Annotated in this window: 12 protein-coding genes, 2 pseudogenes and 2 CRISPR repeat arrays; of the genes and pseudogenes, 7 read left to right on the top strand and 7 right to left on the bottom strand. The window is 68.2% G+C overall.

The genetic code is table 11. The annotated features are described in order from the left end of the window. Positions 1-332: 332 nt before the first annotated feature. From O7631_RS17835 to O7631_RS17850, 4 genes are read right to left on the bottom strand one after another with little or no spacing between them, the layout of a single operon-like run. Positions 333-1010 (bottom strand): GPP34 family phosphoprotein, encoded by a 678-nt coding sequence (locus O7631_RS17835; RefSeq protein WP_278145223.1) that lies wholly within the window; start codon positions 1008-1010, stop codon positions 333-335. 11 nt (positions 1011-1021) lie between these two features. Next, entirely contained in the window at positions 1022-2035 is a 1014-nt protein-coding gene (locus O7631_RS17840; protein WP_278145224.1) for an acetamidase/formamidase family protein, read from the bottom strand. Further along, positions 2032-3435: an APC family permease gene (locus O7631_RS17845; RefSeq protein WP_278145225.1), complete on the bottom strand. Its 1404-nt coding sequence runs from the start codon at positions 3433-3435 to the stop codon at positions 2032-2034. The genes O7631_RS17840 and O7631_RS17845 overlap by 4 nt, the downstream gene beginning before the upstream one ends. Before the next feature lie 24 nt (positions 3436-3459). After that, positions 3460-3801 carry a hypothetical protein gene (locus O7631_RS17850; RefSeq protein ID WP_278145226.1) on the bottom strand — a complete coding sequence of 114 codons (342 nt, stop codon included), beginning with the start codon at positions 3799-3801 and terminating at the stop codon, positions 3460-3462. 181 nt (positions 3802-3982) lie between these two features. On the opposite strand from O7631_RS17850, the pseudogene O7631_RS17855 reads away from it, so the two are divergent. Then, positions 3983-4578, top strand: a pseudogene (locus O7631_RS17855) (hypothetical protein). On the opposite strand, the gene O7631_RS17860 reads toward O7631_RS17855, so the two are convergent. The 3 genes from O7631_RS17860 to O7631_RS17870 all read right to left on the bottom strand — a co-directional run bounded on the left by O7631_RS17860 (position 4568) and on the right by O7631_RS17870 (position 7520). Next, positions 4568-4855 (bottom strand): hypothetical protein, encoded by a 288-nt coding sequence (locus O7631_RS17860; protein WP_278145227.1) that lies wholly within the window; start codon positions 4853-4855, stop codon positions 4568-4570. The pseudogene O7631_RS17855 and the gene O7631_RS17860 sit on opposite strands and share 11 nt — an antisense overlap. 647 nt (positions 4856-5502) lie before the next feature. Further along, positions 5503-6168: a 2'-5' RNA ligase family protein gene (locus O7631_RS17865; protein ID WP_278145228.1), complete on the bottom strand. Its 666-nt coding sequence runs from the start codon at positions 6166-6168 to the stop codon at positions 5503-5505. Further along, the gene (locus O7631_RS17870) at positions 6165-7520 is read right to left on the bottom strand and encodes a helix-turn-helix transcriptional regulator (protein ID WP_278145229.1); all 1356 of its coding nucleotides are present in this window, start codon (positions 7518-7520) and stop codon (positions 6165-6167) included. Before O7631_RS17870 ends, O7631_RS17865 begins: the two co-directional genes overlap by 4 nt. 624 nt (positions 7521-8144) lie before the next feature. Continuing rightward, positions 8145-9505: direct repeats of the CRISPR family, unit length 37 nt; unit sequence GCTGCGCCCGGTCCACGGACCGGGCGAGGATCGCAAC. Positions 9506-9896: 391 nt separating this feature from the next. On the opposite strand from O7631_RS17870, the gene cas3 reads away from it, so the two are divergent. The 6 genes and pseudogenes from cas3 to O7631_RS17900 all read left to right on the top strand — a co-directional run. Beyond that, positions 9897-12137, top strand: coding sequence for a CRISPR-associated helicase Cas3' (gene cas3 / locus O7631_RS17875; RefSeq protein WP_347403540.1), 2241 nt, complete (start codon positions 9897-9899; stop codon positions 12135-12137). Beyond that, positions 12134-12832 carry a type I-C CRISPR-associated protein Cas5c gene (cas5c, locus tag O7631_RS17880; protein ID WP_278145231.1) on the top strand — a complete coding sequence of 233 codons (699 nt, stop codon included), beginning with the start codon at positions 12134-12136 and terminating at the stop codon, positions 12830-12832. Before cas3 ends, cas5c begins: the two co-directional genes overlap by 4 nt. After that, positions 12832-14658: a type I-C CRISPR-associated protein Cas8c/Csd1 gene (cas8c, locus tag O7631_RS17885; protein WP_278145232.1), complete on the top strand. Its 1827-nt coding sequence runs from the start codon at positions 12832-12834 to the stop codon at positions 14656-14658. Before cas5c ends, cas8c begins: the two co-directional genes overlap by 1 nt. Next, a complete protein-coding gene (gene cas7c, locus O7631_RS17890; protein WP_278145233.1) occupies positions 14655-15521 on the top strand; it encodes a type I-C CRISPR-associated protein Cas7/Csd2 in 867 nt (288 codons plus the stop codon). The genes cas8c and cas7c overlap by 4 nt, the downstream gene beginning before the upstream one ends. Next, entirely contained in the window at positions 15518-16165 is a 648-nt protein-coding gene (cas4, locus tag O7631_RS17895) for a CRISPR-associated protein Cas4 (protein ID WP_278145234.1), read from the top strand. The genes cas7c and cas4 overlap by 4 nt, the downstream gene beginning before the upstream one ends. Then, positions 16158-16490: pseudogene (locus tag O7631_RS17900) on the top strand (CRISPR-associated endonuclease Cas1); the annotation flags it as partial. The gene cas4 and the pseudogene O7631_RS17900, both read left to right, overlap by 8 nt. Positions 16491-16546: 56 nt before the next feature. Beyond that, a CRISPR array of direct repeats spans positions 16547-18352; the repeat unit is 37 nt; unit sequence GCTGCGCCCGGTCCACGGACCGGGCGAGGATCGCAAC. The last annotated feature ends 113 nt before the right edge of the window (positions 18353-18465 follow it).

Genomic DNA, 18465 nt, shown 5'->3' on the forward strand with positions numbered 1-18465 from the left:
ATCATTGGGCCGGGGATGGCGCTGTGGGTGGCAGTAGCGCCGCTGCCGCTTCGCCCTGCTCTGTCGGTCCCACCGTCGGCAGAGACGTGGCAGTGGTGAAAGGCATGGGTAGTAATTGGTTCCGCCCGGTGGCACTCGCCGAGTTCGGAGTAGCTGCGACGCTGGCGATAAGGCCGAGCGCACTGACGGCAGCTGTAGTGCTCACGGTTCGCCGACCGCCAAGTGAGGCTTGTCGGTCGCGGGTCGCGGGTCGCGGGTCGCGGGTCGCGGGTCGCGGGTCGCGCGTGCGGTTGGTTGTTCACGGTGAGCTTTCTCGAGATGCGGTGGATGGGCTAGCGGTAGGTGGCGGTGGCGAGGTCACCGACGGCGGCGTCCACGGCGGCGGTGATGTCGCGTACCGGTTGGTAGTGCTGCGCGGCGATGGCTTTCAGGCGAGTGGTCAGGGTGGTGGTGTCGTCGTCGAGGTAGAGGTGGTGGGTGAGGCGAAGGTCGGCGACGAGGCCGGCGAGGGCGGCGGTGTGGTTGTTGGGTTGTTCGTGGCCGGTGGCGAGGTAGCGCAGGCGGGAGCGGGCGATGACGGCCCATCTGGTGTCAGTGGGTAGGTAGGCGTCGGCGCGGATGAGGCCGCCGAGGCGCCGTCGGGTGTGCTGCCGCAGGATCCCGGCGGCGACGAGTCCGGCGCGGGTGCGGTCGTACAGGTCATCGGAGAACCCGCGCAGCCACACCCGTAGGGCTGGGTGGGTGTGGCGGATCGTGGCGGTCGCGCTGTCGGCGATCAGGTCCCCGACCGGGCGGTCGATGTGTGGGTGGATTCGTTGGTGGCTGGCCGGGCGGGTGTCGTCGTTCGGGTCGAGGGTCACCCGCCCGGCCAGGTACAGGTCGATCAGGACCGCGCCCGCGAGCCCGAGGGCGAGGGTCTGCCGGTGCACGTGGGGGTGTCCGGTGTCGTCGTCGTGGCCGAGGAGGAACAGGTCATCGCGCAGCGGCAGGCGCGGGATCGACGCGGTCATCGGCGCGGCTCCTACCGCAGTCCGGCGGTGAGCCGCCGCAACCGCTCGTGCGCCCCGCCATACGCGGTACCAGGAGCGGGGAGCAGGGTTTTGTCGATGGCGGCGAGGACGGTGTAGTTGGGGTCGCACACATTGCCGATCGGTGCCCTGCCTGCCTGCGACACGAGCTGGTAGGCGTCCAGGGTTTCCAGGCCGGTCAGGGCGCTGGCCCAGCCGACAAGGTCGTGCTGGGCGATGCGGTAGGCGTCCTCCAATGGGCGGGCGCACCCGATCGTCAGGATGTCCCGGTCGGTCTCCAACCGCGGCCACCGTGTGGTGACGCCTTTGATGACGTCGATGGCGAGGGTGGTGGTCGTGGCGATCTCCACGCCGACGCCGCAGGCCTCTCCCTCGCCCTGGCGGGCGTGCCCGTCGCCGAGCGCGAGCATCGCCCCGTGGACATTCACCCCGAGGTAGAGGGTGGTGCCGGCGCGCAGGTGTGGGGTGTCGAGGTTCCCGCCGTGGGTGTCGGGCACGAGTGTGGAGCGGGCCTCGAACGCGCCGGGGGCGACACCGATCGTGCCGATCATCGGGTCCAGCGGCAGGTCCACGCGGTGGTCGCTGCGCGTGGCCTCGAACCGGACGGTCCCGGCCTGCCGGTCGATTCCGTACACCCACACCCGCTCCTCCAGCGGAGGCTGCAGAGTGGCGGTGTGGGAGGTGGACGTCAGTGCCCCGAAGTGCGGGAACGTCGATGACACACCCCAGTCCCGCGCGGGAACGATAGAGGCGAGGTGGACGGCGAGGGTGTCGCCGGGCTCGGCGTCCTCGACGAAGAACGGCCCGGACACCGGGTTGAGGTACGGCATGCGGCACACCTGCGACGGTAGGTCCGCCGGCCCTCTCACGAGGCCACCGAAGCAGTCCTCCGTCACGATGGTGAACACGTCACCGCCGCGCACGTGCGCTACCGGCATCCGACCGCCGAAGGTGTAGGCCAGCTCGTCTCGGGCGGGCCGGTAGGTGAACGTGTCCATGCCGGTCACACCCGCTCCACGTGACGTGCCTGCGGCCGCGCGGGCGCCAACCCCGACAGGGCAGGTCGGCGGCCGGACAGGTACAGGCCAGCCAGGATGATGACGCCGAGGGTGAGCCAGGCAACGCCGAGACGTTGGGCGGCGATGTTGGCGTTGACCACCACCCACACCAAGATGGCGAAGCCGGTCGCGGGCATGACCAGGTGCGCCCACCGGTTACCGCTGCGCTCCCGGATGAGGTGATGCACCACGACCGAGACGTGCAGGACGAGGAACGCGACCATCGCCCCGAAGTTGATCAGCGACGATAGCAGGGTGATCCCATCCGAGCGGGTTGCCATGTACAGGCCCAGCGCCAGGGACACCGCCCCGGTGAGTAGCGTCGCGTTGATCGGCACGTTGCGGCGGATCGACACCTTCGCCAGGAACGCCGGCAGCTGCCGGTCCCGGGCCATCGCGTACAGCAGCCGAGACGTGGCGACCTGCGCGACCATCGAGTTCGGCAAGCCCCACGCGATGGCTGTCGCGACTGCGCACAGGGTCGCCAGCCACCCCCCGCCAGCTACGGCGGCGGCGTCGTAGAAGGCAGTCCCGTTCGGGTCACCATCGGCCAGCAGCGAGGCCGGGTGAGGGACGAGCATCGCGGCCAGCCACGTCTGCGCAATGAACAGCACCCCGGCCAAAATCAGGACGGCCGCCATCGCGCGGCCAATCTGACGGGAGCCGCCCTTGGTCTCCTCCGCCAGCATGCTGATCCCGTCGAAGCCGAGGAAGGACAGGACCGCGATCGACACCGCCCCCGCCACCACCGACCAGGTGAACGTGTCGGCGCTGTAGAACGCCGCCCAACTGAACCGACCCTTGCCGGTCGCGAGAGCCCAGCCGGCGACGGCCAAGAAGACCGCCAAGACGATCAGCTCACCGACGAGCATCACTCGGGTAACCACCGCGGTCATGCGGATGCCGACCGAGTTGACGATCGTGTTGACCGCGACGAAGCCGAGGAGCCACAGCCACACCGGCACCGACGGAACCGTGGCGTGCATCGCCACCGACGCCACCAGGTACAGCAGCCCTGGTACGAGCACGTAGTCGAGGAGGATCACCCAGCCGGCCAGGAAACCGACCGGCGCGCTGATGCCCCGGCCCGCGTAGTTGTACACGCTGCCCGACATCGGGAACGCCTTCACCATCTGTGCGTACGAGAACGCCGTGAACACCAACGCCACCACACCGACCGCGTACGCCAAGGCCACCATCCCGCCAGAGCCGGCGTACACGCTGCCGAAGATCGCCATCGGCGCGATAGGCACCATGTACACCAACCCGTACGCGACAAGATCCCGGAACCTCAACTGACGAGACAACTCCTGGCGGTATCCATAGCGGGTCAAATCCTGCTCGTACACAACATCCTCCGCGGGTTTCAATAATCAGTGAATGGAATATTGCGTCTGCCAGATGCGTCGACCGAGTGAAGCAGGCCATAGATGCACCTGCTCTTGGACAGGCCCATCGGAGAGTTGCCGGCCGATCGACGCCAGCAGTTGCGGCGCGATGACCGAAACCAGCGGTGGGATCAGGAGGGGCATGAGTCTCTTGGCAGTAGGCACGGCGAACCTTCCCTCGGTGAGTTGGCATCGCTGGCTGGTGACTACAGCGTCAGCGGCGGCGATGACGCCGGCATAGAGCGACCTAAGGCGAAATTGATCAATGTCGGCTAGTCCTGCCAAGCGGTTCTGACAATCCACTGACAATCCCGGCATCGCCAACATCCGCCGTAGATACACGTCAGCGGATTGTCGGAGATGAACGGCAGCCCTTATCGATAGCACCACCGACGACTTCTGATGTTCGAGTCAGCGCCCGCGTCGACGTCGCTGGCGATGAGGGAACGCAGCCGCAATGCGGCGTGACGGTCTGCCGTGTCCACGACCCCTTGGGAGGGCATGCACCATGACCATTTCATCCATGCCGGAGGTCGGAGAGGTTGGCCGTCGGGCCGTCGAGATCCTCGACGAGATGCGAGCTCTGCACCCGGCCTACGGCCGGCTGCAGAGCTCGTCGATGAAGTACTCCACCTGCTGGGCCACATTCACCGGCTACCCGGCAATCAGCCGTTGGTCGCTGGAGCGCGATGCGGCTCCGCTGCTGGACGAAGCGCTGCGCGTGCTGGCGCTCAAAGCTGCCGGGTTCGATCTTTCCGGCGGCGACGAGCGCGCCGCTGAACTGCTGGTGCCGGCGCCGGTGGACGAGATGATCCACGCCGTGCTGGCCCAGTTCACGCTGATGACGCGCCTGCAGCGCGACTTGGGCGTCACCTTCCCCCATGCCGCCGAGTTGGAGTCTGCGGGGGCATCACGGACGCCTACTACGCCGCCGGCGGGTGGGGAGAGCAGCCACTGCGGTACTGGCTGGACTCGGCCGAGGTGAATCGACGTCTTGGCCTGCTCAACGAGCGCTACCAGGCCGATGGTCTCGGCCGAGATGGACGCAGTCACGACTTTGACTTCGACCGGAACGAGCCGCTCGCCGCCGGGGTCAGCGGTTAGCCAACTCCACGGACAGCACCCGCCGCAGGGCCGTCACCGCTTCCTTCGCACCGAACCGTTCGGCGGCCAGCCGCTCGGCGCGGGCGATAGCGGCGAAGATCCCTTCGGCGGGTGCCTGCCGCAAGACGGCTACGAGCCAACCATCCAGATCGACCACGTCGGCGGGCAACTTCAGCGCCGCCGCCGTCGGTGCCGGTCGGGGCGCGTGATCGGGGACCAGTTCCCCGTCCGAGGCGTACCGGCCGGCGGGAAGGCCCACCCGGACGGATGAACGCAACGGCGACACCGTCCGCGGCGAATTCCACCGCACTTCGCTGCACGTCAGCCGCACCGGCTGCCGCCTCCTTGACTGGGCCAAGGCGTTCAACGGGCCGGGCCTACTCGACCTGGCCACCTGGTTCGGCACCCGCAGGCCAACCGAACCCCGACTCCTCAGCAAACTCATTCACGCCTACGTCGCCGCAGGCGGCTACCCCGATGCCGAAGCCGACCGGGGCGGGCTTTCCGCTGCCCGATGGGCGTTGGGCTGGCACCGGGTGTGGGCAGCCTGGTGGCTGCTCACTACCGCCGCCGCTGGCCACCACCCTGCCTCCGCCGACCGGCACCAAACCCAAGTCGTCCTCCGGCAACTCCAGGGCGCACTGGACCTGCTCGGGACACCCTCGCCTGCCAGCGCCAGCCGCTTATCACCTACCGCAGAAAGATCGTCGTGAAGCGCCTCGTCGTCGGCGCCGACGCCTCGTCCTGCTACTTCCGCACCTTTGTCCGAGGCGGACGGGCGCAAGGCCTTGGTGCAGTTCACCGAACGGTCCAACCTGCACGCACCCATTGCCACGTCTCCTCGAATGCCGCCGGGCCCGACCTGTCCTGGGTCGACTTCATCGCCCCGTGCTGCGACGGCCTTTCGCCGCCACGTCGAACGCCTCACGCGCCAAGGGGCGTAGTCGCCACCGTTGTCCACCGGTAGCTGCGGTGTTCTCGACGTAGCGCAATCAGCGATGCTTGTCGGATGGTCACCCGGGCGGGTTGCCGGTGGAGGAGGTTGTTAAGACGGGTGCGGATTGGTCCGGTCGGTTCCTGACCACAGCTGTAGGCGATCGTCACATGTGGCCGGAATCCATCTGGGGCCTCCGGAACGGTCTGCCATACCGCGCCGATGGCGCCTCGGATGGTGGCGCGGAGGTCTTCGAGGCGGTCCCAGGGACGGACGAGCAGGCCGATTCCTTCGGCGTCGGGGTCGACCGGCCCGAGCATCAACTCCAGCGGAGGTAGGCCGGCGCAGCGTCGGCGAGTCTCGGCAACTACCGCTGCGACATCGGTGTTGGTGACCTCGTCGGTGAAGCCGAGACCTTGCATGGTCAGGTGGAGCCCGTCGAGCGGTACCAAGTCCAGTCCGGGCAGGGTGAGTTGACGTTGCAGGTCGGCGACGAGGTGATGGAGTTCAGGTTGATGTTCGAAGGTGAGGTGCCAGGTGTAGAACTGGCGGTCGGCCCGCCAGCCCGGGCGCCAGTACCAGTGGTTGGTGAGTCTGGGCAGGTCCTGGTAGGCGGTCCAGCGCTGGTGCTGGCTGGCCAGTTCCCGGCTGCTCATGACAGCGATGGTAGTGCGGCCTGTCCGGTGCCAGCGACCGGTGTGCGGTCGGCGATCAGGTCGGCGACGTGCCGTAAGTGCGGGTGGCAAGCGAAGGGGTGGGCGGCGGCGAGGAACTGATGGGCGCGTTGGTTGACCGATTCGAAACGCTGGTCCGCGGTGAGGGTGAGCGCCTCCACCGCCAGTGCGCCTGCTTCCTCGGGGTCGGGGCTGTTGGCGTGCAGGTGCGCGGTGGCCAGGTCGAGGCGGCAGAGTGCGCGCGGGCCAGCCAAGCCTGCGGTGTCGAAGGCGGTGATCGCCGTGGTGAGATGGTTGGTGACGCCCGCGGTGCGGCCGAGCGCCAGGTAGGCGGTCGCCGCGTTGGCCGCGGTCCTGGCCGGGCAGTAAGGGTCCAGGGCGAGACTAGCGCTGACCGACGAGCTGGCCGGGTAGTCGGACAGCATGGTGAACGCGTGGTCAACGGCGCGGTCGACGCCGTACCGGTCTCCGAGACGGGCGAGGGCTCGCGCCTGACCGTTGATCGTGAGGCGGATGCGGTGCCCGCTGGTGCCGCCACGGCGCAGACCGTCCTGGGCGTAGGCCAGCGCGTCATGGTAGTCACCGGCGTAGAAGGCGATCAGGCTTTGCGTGGCCCGTGCCCAGGCTTGCGCTTCGGACTGCTCGGCGGCCTCGGCGAGGTCGAACGCTTCGGCGGCATAGGCGTAAGCCGCACCGAATGCGCCGAGGTCAAGGGCGAGTGCGCCGAGAAGTCCGGATAGGTGAGCAGCGACGGCGTAGAGCCGGGCGCGTTGCGGTGGGTGCTGCCGGCCTTCCATGAGCTGGTCGACGTAGGTGCGCAGCGGTCGCATACGCGCTATGAGGATTACCGGGGTGAGACGCTCGTTGTCGGCGATTGCCTGGCGGACCTCGTTCTCCAGATACGCGAGACGAATGTTGTCATCGACGGAAGACTTCAGTGCCAGCCGTCGGGCATTGATACGGTCCTCGCGTTCCCACAGAGCAGCACCGCCATTCGCTCCAAAATCGTCGTGGCCAGCATCGGTCGGCGTCGCCAGCCCCGACGCGCTCCTAACCTCCTCGATCGCCGATGAGCGTTGTCGTTGACGGTTGAGCTCGGTGATGCGGTCGTACTCCCTGACGAGCATGCCACCGGCCTGCAGCACGGTGTCGCAGCGCGCCCAGAAGGCACGGTCCGGGTGCTGGTGACCGGTCTCCGTGTTCGCCACGGAGCTGCGGCCGTACTGCACGAGCCGCGCCAAGTCGTGCTGGGTGTGACCGCCAGCCCTGCGCAACTGCGCGAGCCGGCGGCCGAGCTCGCGGCGGGCGGCCTTGGTCTCGTCGCTGTCAGCCATCGCTGCTAAACCCCCGGTCTACTGCAGACGTGCGGTCACGATGTGTGCAGACGATAGCTGCTGTGTGTCAAGTCGTTCCGGGTCGGTCGATCAGCGCCGAGCATCTAAGCGAGCACCGGCCCGTCGACGGCCGCTGTGAGATCGGGCAGCATCGTCAGGTTCCCATTGTCGATAGCGGCGGCAGGCCGTGGCAGGACCACAGTGTCGAAGTTTTGTCGGAGTTTGATATCGACTTTTACGACGATGTTGGCGTAGGACGCTGCGGGCGTGTCGATCCGCGGTTCCCGGTCCCTGTGTGCCCTCCCACCACCCCATCGATCGCCGGCCTGCCACTGTGAACGGGGGCACCGTCGATCGATTGTCCGGGTGCGTTGAGTTGGTGGTGTACGACCAGCGCTCCGGGCCACGGAGTCGGCTCGTTCGGGGATGGCAGTACCGCTGTGGCGGGTATCGGTGCCGTCAACTGCCCGCCGTGGCACGGGGGCATCAGTTGATCTAGGAACCTCTGGTGATTCCTCGTTGAGCGTGTGGTTCCGAACCTGATAATAGGGCGATCTAGTCGATTTCGGCGACCAAGTTGTCTGATGAAGCTCAAAGTTGATGAATCTATGCTGTTGAGCAACTGCTGCGCCCGGTCCACGGACCGGGCGAGGATCGCAACGCCGACGCCCGCGCCTGCGGCCACACGCCCGAGCAGGCTGCGCCCGGTCCACGGACCGGGCGAGGATCGCAACCAGAGCCTGTGGGCGTCGATGCCGAAGCTGTGCCGGGCTGCGCCCGGTCCACGGACCGGGCGAGGATCGCAACGTCAGCTACAGCGTGCAGACAGCCAAGGCCGCCGCCGCTGCGCCCGGTCCACGGACCGGGCGAGGATCGCAACCCGGTGCTCCAGGGTGGCGTGGGCACCCCGATCCACGAGCTGCGCCCGGTCCACGGACCGGGCGAGGATCGCAACTGACGGTGCTCGCCGACTATCCGGTGCCCACCACGCTGCGCCCGGTCCACGGACCGGGCGAGGATCGCAACACGAGCAACGGCACCTGGACGAAGCCAGCCGGGGCGGGCTGCGCCCGGTCCACGGACCGTGCGAGGATCGCAACTCCATCGACATCACCCCGCTGCGCGATCACGCGTCGAGCTGCGCCCGGTCCACGGACCGGGCGAGGATCGCAACGTGACGGGCGCCAGATCGCGGCCCTCGGCCACGTACGCTGCGCCCGGTCCACGGACCGGGCGAGGATCGCAACGAGTGGTCAACCTCGGCGTCGACGAACATCGCGATCGCTGCGCCCGGTCCACGGACCGGGCGAGGATCGCAACCACGACGCCAGCTGCCGCATCTCGTCGTCAGTGGCCGTGCTGCGCCCGGTCCACGGACCGGGCGAGGATCGCAACCTTTGCGAGACGCTGCACAACTCGGGGGCGGTACCCGCTGCCCCCGGTCCACGGACCGGGCGAGGTTCGCAATTCGACGTGCTCGCCGCCCCATGGGTGGTCAGCCCCGGCTGCGCCCGGTCCACGCACCGGGCGAGGATTGCAACATCGGCCGGGTGGGTCCGATCCTGGCGTCCGCGCCGGTGCTGCGCCCGGTCCACGGACCGGGCGAGGATCGCAACATGGACCAGATCGACCCGGCGCAGTCGATCAAAGGCGAGCTGCGCCCGGTCCACGGACCGAGCGAGGATCGCAACACGATCGTCCGTGGGGTGATCGCGCACCCGCCGGGTCGCTGCGCCCGGTCCACGGACCGAGCGAGGATCGCAACGATGCCCAGCTCTGTGCGTTCGGCGTCGGTGGGCATGCTGCGCCCGGTCCACGGACCGGGCGAGGATCGCAACCGTCCGTCGTACATCAGCGGCAGCGCCATCGCCTGACGCTGCGCCCGGTCCACGGACCGGGCGAGGATCGCAACGAGCGGATGCCGTTGTCCGACGCCGCCGGGGCGGCCGCTGCGCCCGGTCCACGGAGCGGGCGAGGGTCGCAACACGGTCATGATAAAGATGGCCCGGTGCGGGCTATTTGCTGCGGCTGATTGTCGAACCGGAGCAGTCAGGGTCCTTAACTGGACTAGCCAAACGCTCGCCGTGTTCGTCAAGGTCATTGCGGAGATCTGCGAGCTGGCGGGGCGGCCTCAGCTCATCGCTGTTGGTTGTTGCTCAACGTTCGTGAACGACTTGGGGGAGAATTCCAAGGGCAGTCAGGGACGCCCCCGCGGCGCTCAGGCAAATATCCGACAAATCGCGGACGTGGCGTTGACTCCGTTGAAGCGGGGTGGCTGGATAGGCCCGTGTTGAAGCCATCTTGTAATCAGTTTGGGGACCGAATGTGAGCGGTGAGCGCCCATTGTGGGCGCATAGCCCTGCTCCCGATACCGAGGTGTGGCACTCTCTTGAGGACCACCTGCGTGGTACGGCCACCCTTGCGCGACGTTTCGCGGCCCCCTTTGCAGGCGCCGACTTGGCGCACTGGCTGGGCCTGCTCCACGACTGCGGCAAGGCCAGTGATGCGTGGCAGGAGCGGTTGTCAAAGGTTGCCGCTCAGGGCGGGCAAGTCGGCATCGACCACAAGGCGCTCGGCACGCGAGTCGCGTGGGAGCGTGGCCTGGGTCGGTTCGCTGTCGGCATTTTTGGGCACCATGGTGGGCTCCTGGACCAGGGCGACTTCAAGAAGAAATTGCTGGCTGCGTTGAGGGATAATCCGCGGAACGTGGTGTCGGCGGAGGCTGCCCTGTCCCGTCTGCTGCCGGAACTGCCAGATGACCTGAGTGCCGCGCTGCCTGAGCGTTGGCAGCAGGATCCGCTGGTGGGGGAGATGGCGCTTCGGCTGTGTTACAGCGCTCTGGTTGACGCCGACGGGTTGGACACTCACGCGCATCACCATCAGCTCGCCGCTGCGAGGGTGCGCCCTGACGCCGACTTCGCCCACCTGTTCGCCCTGTTCGAACGCCGGCGAACAGCGTCACTTGCGCAGCGCCCGCCATCGCCGATCGATGGGCTGCGGGAGCAGGTCTACGCGGACTCTGTCGCCGCTGCAGAGCGACCCACCGGTATGTTCCGGCTGCACGCGCCGACTGGGGTTGGGAAGACGCTTGCCGCAGCTGGCTTCGCGCTGCGTCACGCCCAGCGACACGATCTGCGTCGGGTGATCGTGGCAGTGCCGTTCTTGACCATCACCGAGCAGAACGCCGCCGTCTACCGGCAGATGCTCGATGAGGATAGTGCGGAGCCGGTGGTGTTGGAGCATCACAGCCAGGTGGATTTCGATGCTCCTGCGGCTGGGCGTTGGGCGCGTCAGGCGGCGGAGAACTGGGATGCGCCGTTCGTGGTGACGACGTTTGTGCGTCTGTTCGAGTCCCTCTACGCCCGCAAGCCGTCGGCGATGCGCCGGGTGCATCGACTGGCCGGGTCGGCGATCGTGCTGGACGAGATTCAAGCGCTACCGCACGACATGCTCGTACCGATCCTGGACGGCCTGCGTCTGCTGGTGGAGCACTTCGGGACGACGGTCCTGCTGTCGTCGGCTACCCAGCCTGACTTCTGGGCGTTGCAGACCTTCGCGGACCTGGACCGGTTCGAGTTGGTCTCGGAAGTGTCGGTGCTAAACGAGAAGATGCGGCGTGTGTCGTACGAGTGGCGGCTGGACGCAGGTCTGACCTTGGCTGACATCGCTGATGACGTCAGCGTCGGGCTGGCCGCCAGCGGTGCCGGTGGCGCGTCGGCGATGGTGGTGGTGAACACGACAGCGGACGCGCGGACGGTGTATGAGCGGTGGCAGGAGGAAGGCTTCGGAGATGTCGCCTGGCACCTGTCGACGCGGATGTGCCCGGCACATCGGCGGCGGGTGCTGGAAATGGTGATCCGGCGGTTGCGTGCCGGTGAGCGAGTGCTCCTGGCGGCGACACAGCTGGTGGAGGCGGGCGTCGACCTGGACTTTCCACTGGTCTACCGGGCGATGGCACCGGCTGATTCGTTGCTGCAGGCCGCCGGTCGGGCCAATCGGGAAGGGCGCTTGGACCGGGGACGGGTCGTCATCTTCGCTCCGTCAGACGGTGGGCAGCCCAAGGCGTACAAGAAGCTGGTCGGTGTGGCGAAGACCTGCTTCGGGCCCGACGTGGCCGATCCGGACAACACGTCGGCGTTGTCGGACTACTACCGGCGGGTCTATGACGCGCTCAACCTGAAGGACCCGGATCACATTGGCCAACGCATCCAGCAGGCCCGTGAGCAGTGGGCGTTCCAGACTGTTTCCGACGGCCCGTTAACCCATGTGGACAGCGGCAGGCGGGATCACAAGCGGGCGTTCCGGCTCATCCGCGACGAGGGCATCTCCGTCGTGACCCCGCAAGGCGCGTCGACGGACGCGGAGTGCGTCGAACTCGGCAAACTGATTGAAAAAATCCGCCACGCGCCGGTGCCGGACCTGCACGATTTGCGTCAGCTTCAGCCCTACACCACCACCGTGCACAGCGGTGTTCTCAGCAACCCGGAGGTGAAGGAACGGATGCGGCCGATCATCGGCGATGAGGTGCAGGTGGGCGCGTTGGTGGAGTGGATCGGCGCATACGACGAGGCAACTGGCATCACCTTCGACCCGAGTTTCGAGGAGTTCGTGCTGTGACGACGGATGTTATCGACGGGGTGACCCTGCGACGGAGCCGCGAGGGTGACCTGCCCGTGGTGGTTCAGGTCGTCGGCGAGGCCGCCTTGTTTTCCCGCCCGGAGCTGAAGGTGGAGCGGGTGAGCTACCCGGTCATGACGCCTCCAGCCGCGGTGGGCGTGCTGGAGTCGATCTACTGGAAGCCGGAGTTTCGCTACGAGATCGTCGCGATCGAGGTGCTCCGCCCGATCCGGCAGTTCACGATTCGCCGTAACGAGACCACGGACGTGGCGCCGTTGGCGGAGGCGATCAAGGGCATCCGCCGGGTGGACACGGTGGCACATCGCGATCAACGCAATGCCGTGTGCCTGCGGGACGTGGCTTACCGCATCCACGCGCATATAGTGCCGGCTGCGCATGCGGACAAGCCGGCTTCCGCGTACCGGGATCAGTTGCGCCGCCGGGTTCGCAGGGGTGCCTGCTTCCAGCGCCCCTACCTTGGTACGCGGGAGTTCAGTGCCGAGTTCGGTTGGCCGGACGACACGGCTCCGCGTCAGCACGATCTGCATGAGGACATCGGCATCATGCTGCACTCGATTCACCGCGACGGTGGCGGAAGTCCTCGCATGGAGTGGTTCTCCGCCCGGGTGCAGGCGGGGGTTCTGTATGTGCCGCAGCGGGGGATGGAACTTGCCCTTCCGGGCGGGGGCATCTGATGCTGTTGCAGCGGCTCGTCAAGTACGCGGAGTCCAGTGGCGAGGTGACTCCACCGTTCTACGCCAGGAAGCCGGTGCGGTTCCTGCTCTACATCGCCGCTGACGGCACGCCCGCCAACGCCGAGTTGGTCGATTTCGCGTCTCCGGAAACACCCAGCCAGCGGTTCGGAGTCAACCGGTGGATGCCTAATGTCACGCGTACCGTAGGGATTGCGCCGACGCTGGCGGCCGACACCGTCGAATACGTGCTGGGTTGGATCGCCGAGGACGGCAAAGCCGATCGGGTGGCCAAGCAACACACCGCATTCCAGGAGCTGATCCGGGACTGGGCTGCCACGGAGCCGGATGGCCCAGCTCCCGCCATCGCCGCCTTCTACGCCGGCGGTCACGCACTGACAGTCGTCACGGATCGGACGTGGAGCCGCGCCGATGTGGTGGCCTTCGTCGTCGACGGGCAGATCGCCACCGAACACGAATCAGCGAAGCGGTACTGGGCGGGCGTCGCCGCCGGGCGTAAGGGCCTCGGCCGGGCAGGCTACTGCCTGGTCTGCGGCCAGGTCCGCGACCTACTCAAGACGATCCCGCAGCAGATTCCACGGCGGTGGCTGCCCGGCGCCACCCAGAGCGCCTCCCTGGTGAGCGTCAACGAGGCGTCCCACGGCTATGAGCTGACGAAACTTCTCGCCCACACGCCGATCTGTGTCACGTGCGGTCTGACGTTCATGTCGTCGTTGACGGCTGTGCTGTCCGATGAGCGGCACAGCACAGCCCTACCCGGGCAGAACGCCCGACTGGCCTGGTGGTTGGTCGGCGGCTCCCGCTTCGACCCCATGGCCCCGCTGGATGCCCCGGACCTCGACGACGCCCGCGCCCGGCTCACCACCCCCCAAGACGGCATCGAACCCGGCGATGATGACCTGTCGACCTTCTGCTCGGTGACCGTTGGCGGCAACGTCGCCCGGGTCGTGATCCGCGACTGGGTGGAGATGCGGCTGCCCCGGGTCAAGGACCACATCCGTTCGTGGATCGACGATCACGAGATCGCGGACTGGTCCGGTGAGGTCACCCAGGTCCGACTGACCCAGCTGGTCCGCGCGGCGGGCCGGTGGCAGGTCGGGCGGGGTGGCGCCCCCGGCAGTTGGGCCAAGCTCGGCGCCAGGGGCGAGGACCGGCCAACCGGCCTGCAACACGCGCTGCTACGGGCCGCGCTGCTCCACAGCCCGCTGCCGCCGCGACTGCTCACCCACGTCCTCAACCGAATCCGCACCGACGGCCGGGTCGACCCGGCACGCGCGGCCCTGATCCGGCTCGGCCTGCGCCGCCGGCCAGACCGACCCGACGAGTCTGAAAGGCTGACCCCCACGTTGAACTTGGACAACAACGACCCCGCCTACTTGTCCGGCCGGGCCTTCGCCGTTCTCGATGACCTCCAGCAGACGGTTTTCCGCGCGGCTAACCAGCCGCTGAACACCACCTTCGCCGAGCGGTACATGGGCCGGGCCATCACCAACCCGAGAGTGGTCCTGGTCAACGGGCAGCGGACCTCGACCGCCTGGTTGCGCCGCCTACGCGGGCCGCTGCGCAAACCGGGCTGGGCCAGGGCGTACGCCACCCGACTCGACGACATCTTCGCCCAGATCGACACGAGCCGGGACTCGATCCCGAGCACCGCCGTCCTGGCGCAGAAGGCCCAGTTCGTCCTCGGGTTCCACCAGCAACGCGCCGCGATGCGCGCCGAGCGCATCGAGGCCGCCGCCAAGAAGAAGAACACCGACCTGCCACCCGCCTCGGACGACCAGTCCAGCACCGAAGGAGACGTCGAATGAGCGACACCCACCTCGACCCGGCCCGCCGCCACGACGCTGTCCTCCTGTTCGACGTCACCGACGGCAACCCCAACGGCGACCCCGACGGTGGTAACCAGCCGCGCACCGACGACGAGACCGGCCAGGGGCTAGTCACGGACGTCGCCATCAAGCGCAAGATCCGCGACACCGTCGCCCTGATGCGCGACGACGACCCGAAGTTCGGGATCTTCGTCGAGGCCGGCCACGCGCTGAACACCCGCATCGAGGAAGGCCTCAAGGCCAACCCCGGTCGCGCCGACGAGGCACAGCGGTGGCTCTGCGAGCACTACTTCGACATTCGCATGTTCGGTGCCGTCCTCAGCACCGGCACCACCAAGGGCGGTGCCGGACAGGTGCGCGGTCCGGTGCAGCTCACCTTCGCCCGCAGCGTCGATCCGGTCCTCCCCACCGATCACGCCATCACCCGGGTCACCCAAACCCGCCAGGACGACATCGACAAGGGTGAGCGGACCGAGATGGGCTCGAAATGGACCGTGCCCTACGGCCTCTACCAAGCCCGCATCTTCTACTCCGCCCCCCGCGCCGCGAAGACGGGCGTCACCTCTGACGACCTCGCCGTCTTCTGGCGGGCGATCACCCTGATGTTCGACCACGACCGCTCCGCCACCCGCGGCGAGATGAAACTCTGCGGCCTGTACGTCTTCAGCCACCCCGACGCCCTCGGCGTCGCACCGGCGGCCAGCCTCACCGAACGCGTATCCCTCAGCCGCACCAACACGGAAAAGCCGGCCCGGCACCACCTGGACTACCAGCTGACCCTCGCCACCGACAACCTGCCCGAGGGAATCGAGTTCACCCCACTGGTGAATCTCTGGCCGTGACCCCGACGACCGATGGCGACGGCATCCCTCCCGAGATCCCGCTCTCCGCACTCGAGCACTACGCCTACTGCCACCGACAGACCGCGCTCATCCACGTCGAGGGCATCTGGGGTGACAGCGCGCAGACCGTACGCGGCGATCTGAGCCATCGACTGGTGGATCTGCCCGGCCTGACCCGGCGGGCAGGTCTCACCACCATCCGCTCCCTACCCGTGGGCAGCACGGTGTACGGCCTCAGAGGCATCTGCGACGTCGTCGAATTCGCCGGAACCACCGCCACCCCAGTCGAATACAAAGTCGGCCGCTACCAGCCAGACGGGCCCGCTGACCTGCAACTCGCCGGTCAGGCCCTCTGCCTGCTCGAAGCCGGATTCGACGTGCCCCTCGGATACATCTACTCCGTCGCCGAACGTCGCCGCCACCCGGTCACCATCAGCCCCGACCTCCTGCGCCGGGTAGTGCAAGCGGCCGAGGCCATCCGGCGTCTCCTCGCGTCCCCACACCTACCAGCGGCACGAAACGACACCCGATGCCGCAAGTGCTCACTGCGCGACGACTGTCTACCCGACATGACCAACAGTCGACAGACCCGCCCGGCAGCCGACCTCTTCACCCCCAGGCCGTCGGGACAGTGGCGTGACTGAACTCCTCAACGCCCTCTACGTACAAACCCCAGGGACCAGCCTGCACCTCGACGGCGACACCGTCCGCGTCTACCACCCGGAACAGACCGGACGACGCCTGCTACCCCTGACCCGAGTCGACCACCTGGTCCTGTTCGCCGGCGTGACCATCACCGACGACCTACTGCTGCGCTGCGCCGACGACGGCCGATCCGTCAGCTGGCTCACCGGCATGGGCCGATTCAGAGCCCGCGTCGCAGGCCCCACCAGCGGCAACCCACTCCTGCGACAAGCCCAACACCGCGCCGTCGACAACCACGACCGCCGAATCGCGATCGCCAAAGCCATGGTCGCCGGTAAAATACACAACTCCCGCCAAGTCCTGCTCCGCGCCGGACGCGACACATCCGGGGTCCACGGACCGGGCGAGGATCGCAACAGCGGGGGCAGCGGTTCTACATCTGGTGGTCGCCGGCGAGCTGCGCCCGGTCCACGGACCGGGCGAGGATCGCAACCGCACCGACGGACCCAACCCGACGGTCGGTGGCACGGCTGCGCCCGGTCCACGGACCGGGCGAGGATCGCAACCACGACTGCATGTTCGAGGGCCGCCCCGGCATCAGCGCGCTGCGCCCGGTCCACGGACCGGGCGAGGATCGCAACTCGTTCCTGCCGGTCAGCAGCACCATCGCCAATGGCGCGGGCTGCGCCCGGTCCACGGACCGGGCGAGGATCGCAACGACCTGTCGGTGGCGTGGTTCGACTACGTCAAGGGGTGCTGCGCCCGGTCCACGGACCGGGCGAGGATCGCAACTCGTCGTCGGCCGCCCAACCCGACACGTGCACGTGGCTGCGCCCGGTCCACGGACCGGGCGAGGATCGCAACCACTCGAACGGGATCGGGTCGACGTCACTCCACCACGGGCTGCGCCCGGTCCACGGACCGGGCGAGGATCGCAACCACGAACTGCCGCGCGTCGGCACCACCCACCCGCAGGCTGCTGCGCCCGGTCCACGGACCGGGCGAGGATCGCAACCACGAACTGCCGCGCGTCGGCACCACCCACCCGCAGGCTGCTGCGCCCGGTCCACGGACCGGGCGAGGATCGCAACCGGTCGTCCTGACCCTCCCTGACCCAATTCTGCAGGCTGCGCCCGGTCCACGGACCGGGCGAGGATCGCAACGTCCTGGAGGTGCTGCGCCATGAGCCGTGCGGTGGCGGGCTGCGCCCGGTCCACGGACCGGGCGAGGATCGCAACTCGCCTGCGTCGGCATCGTCACGGCGCCCGCGAGCGCGTGCTGCGCCCGGTCCACGGACCGGGCGAGGATCGCAACATGGAGGCCCTCAACCGGAGGCGCATCCCGAAGGAGGGCTGCGCCCGGTCCACGGACCGGGCGAGGATCGCAACAAGTACGTCGCCGGCGTCACCTGGCGGGTCCACGGCGCTGCGCCCGGTCCACGGACCGGGCGAGGATCGCAACCTCGTCTCCAGGACAGCGGTGTACGAGCATCCGTCGCTGCGCCCGGTCCACGGACCGGGCGAGGATCGCAACCTCAACCTGCTCGCCTCGTGTGCCGCCGTTGACGCTGGCTGCGCCCGGTCCACGGACCGGGCGAGGATCGCAACTTGTTCGTCGTCTCGCTCGGCGTCTCCCCGGCCTGGCTGCGCCCGGTCCACGGACCGGGCGAGGATCGCAACCCCGGCTGGGTACCTCCGACACCGGGCAGGCGTGGAGCTGCGCCCGGTCCACGGACCGGGCGAGGATCGCAACGTTGACGGCGGCCACGGCGGCGACAGCGGCCACCCGCTGCGCCCGGTCCACGGACCGGGCGAGGATCGCAACCTCGGGTTGGCCGGCACGGCCGCGCAGGCCGCGCACGGTCCACGGACCGGGCGAGGATCGCAACACGAAGAGAGTCGAGTCGACTCCATTCGCCCTGAACGGCTGCGCCGGGTCCACGGACCGGGCGAGGATCGCAACTCACCGTCGTCGGAGCGTTCGATCAGCCGGCTCTCCCGCTGCGCCCGGTCCACGGACCGGGCGAGGATCGCAACCACTCCTCCACGACCTGGGCGCCGGGGAAACGCCCGCTTGCTGCGCCCGGGCCATGGACCGGGCGAGGATCGCAACGGGTGGCCCTACGTGCCGTCCACGGTCGCGGAGGCCGGCTGCGCCCGGTCCAAGGACCGGGCGAGGATCGCAACGCGGTGTGCCACGATGAGGGCCGCGCCGGCGCATCTTCGGGGCGGGCGAGGGTCAGAACGGGATCCAGTGCAGGGAAGTTTGTCGGGGAGCGAACACCATGGTGACCCTTACG

It is taken from the genome of Micromonospora sp. WMMD967 (genome assembly GCF_029626165.1).
Lineage (GTDB): Bacteria > Actinomycetota > Actinomycetes > Mycobacteriales > Micromonosporaceae > Micromonospora > Micromonospora taraxaci.

Coding starts and splice junctions, on each gene's coding strand:
- O7631_RS17870 (WP_278145229.1), bottom strand. CDS start 7,520: ATGGCTGACAGCGACGAGACCAAGGCCGCCCGCCGCGAGCTCGGCCGC.
- O7631_RS17865 (WP_278145228.1), bottom strand. CDS start 6,168: ATGAGCAGCCGGGAACTGGCCAGCCAGCACCAGCGCTGGACCGCCTAC.
- O7631_RS17850 (WP_278145226.1), bottom strand. CDS start 3,801: ATGTTGGCGATGCCGGGATTGTCAGTGGATTGTCAGAACCGCTTGGCA.
- cas7c (WP_278145233.1), top strand. CDS start 14,655: ATGAGCGACACCCACCTCGACCCGGCCCGCCGCCACGACGCTGTCCTC.
- cas8c (WP_278145232.1), top strand. CDS start 12,832: ATGCTGTTGCAGCGGCTCGTCAAGTACGCGGAGTCCAGTGGCGAGGTG.
- O7631_RS17835 (WP_278145223.1), bottom strand. CDS start 1,010: ATGACCGCGTCGATCCCGCGCCTGCCGCTGCGCGATGACCTGTTCCTC.